This is a genomic window from Methylobacterium sp. GXF4 (assembly GCF_000272495.1).
Classification (GTDB): domain Bacteria; phylum Pseudomonadota; class Alphaproteobacteria; order Rhizobiales; family Beijerinckiaceae; genus Methylobacterium; species Methylobacterium brachiatum.
On record NZ_AKFK01000094.1, the window covers coordinates 1 to 1,883 of the forward strand.

The 1,883-nt window shown below is 71.0% G+C and carries 1 protein-coding gene; it reads left to right on the plus strand.

The genetic code is table 11. From position 1 onward, the window contains the following. Positions 1 to 24: 24 nt before the first annotated feature. On the plus strand, positions 25 to 1,883 hold a 1,859-nt coding region (gene dxs, locus WYO_RS26250; protein WP_047170956.1), incomplete at its 3' end, for a 1-deoxy-D-xylulose-5-phosphate synthase.

Below are 1,883 nucleotides of genomic sequence, written 5' to 3' on the forward strand. Positions count from 1 at the left end.
GACCGTGTCCCGGAGCCGGCTGCGTTGCGCCAGCTTCCCGAATCGGAGCTGCAGGCGGTGGCGGACGCGGTGCGGGCCGAGATGATCGACGCGGTCTCGATCACCGGCGGCCATCTCGGCTCCGGGCTCGGCGTGGTCGAGCTCACCGTCGCCCTGCACCACGTGTTCGACACCCCCGACGACCGCATCGTCTGGGATGTCGGCCATCAGTGCTACCCGCACAAGATCCTCACCGGGCGCCGCGACCGCATCCGGACCCTGCGCCAGGGCGGCGGCCTGTCCGGCTTCACCAAGCGCTCCGAGAGCGTCTACGACCCGTTCGGCGCCGCCCATTCCTCCACCTCGATCTCCGCCGCGCTCGGCATGGCGGTCGCCCGCGACCTCGATGCCGACGCCGCCAAGGCCAAGGGCCGGGGCGTGAAGCGCCGCAACGCCATCGCGGTGATCGGCGACGGCTCGATGTCGGCCGGCATGGCCTACGAGGCCATGAACAATGCCGGCGCGCTGCACTCGCGCCTGATCGTCATCCTCAACGACAACGACATGTCGATCGCGCCCCCGGTCGGCGCCATGTCGGGCTACCTCGCCCGGCTGGCGTCCGGCGGCACCTACCAGTCGCTGCGCGAGACCGCCAAGCAGCTCGGCAAGCTCCTGCCCAAGGCGCTCTACCAGCGCGCCGCCGCGGCGGAAGAGTATGCCCGCTCGCTCGTGGTCGGCGGCGGCACGATGTTCGAGGAGATGGGCTTCCACTATGTCGGCCCCGTGGACGGGCACAATCTCGACCAGCTGCTGCCGGTCCTGAAGAACGTCCGCGACGCCGAGCACGGCCCGATCCTGCTCCACGTCGTCACCCGCAAGGGCAAGGGCTACGCCCCGGCCGAGGCCTCGGCCGACCGGTATCACGGCGTGGTCAAGTTCGACGTGGTCTCAGGCGTCCAGGCCAAGGCCAAGCCGAACGCCCCGGCCTATACCCGCGTGTTCGGCGAGAGCCTGATCAAGGCGGCCGACGCCGACGACAAGGTCGTGGCGATCACCGCGGCAATGCCCGGCGGCACCGGGATCGACCTGTTCGGCAAGGCGCATCCGGACAAGACCTTCGACGTCGGCATCGCCGAGCAGCACGCGGTGACGTTCGCCGGCGGCCTGGCGACCGAGGGCTACCGGCCGTTCGTGGCGATCTATTCGACCTTCCTGCAGCGGGCCTACGACCAGGTCGTGCACGACGTGGCGCTGCAGAACCTGCCGGTGCGGTTCTGCCTGGACCGGGCCGGGCTGGTCGGCGCCGACGGGGCGACCCATGCGGGGGCCTTCGACCTGGCGTATCTGTGCTGCCTGCCGAACATGACCGTGATGGCGGCGGCCGACGAGGCCGAGCTGGTGCACATGGTGGCGACCGCGCACGCGCACGACAGCGGTCCGATCGCGCTGCGCTACCCGCGCGGCGAGGGCGTGGGCGTCGAGCTGCCGGAGCGGGGCGAGGCTCTGGCGATCGGCAAGGGCCGGATGGTGCGCCAGGACGCGGAGGCGCGGGTGGCGATCCTCAGCTTGGGCACGCGCCTGTCCGAGGCCTTGAAGGCAGCCGATACGCTGTCGGATCAGGGCGTTGCGGTGACAGTGGCGGATGCGCGCTTTGCCAAGCCGCTGGACGAGGCGCTGATCCTGGATCTGGCGCAGAGCCACGAGGTCCTGATCACCATCGAGGAGGGCTCGCGCGGCGGGTTCGGCGCGATGGTGCTGCACCTGCTGTCGGAGCGGGGCGCGCTGGATGCCGGCCGGGTCCGGGTTCGGACGCTGACGCTGCCGGACCTGTACCAGGACCACGACAGCCCGGAGAAGATGTACGCCGAGGCCGGCCTCGACGCCGCCACCATCGTCAAGACCGC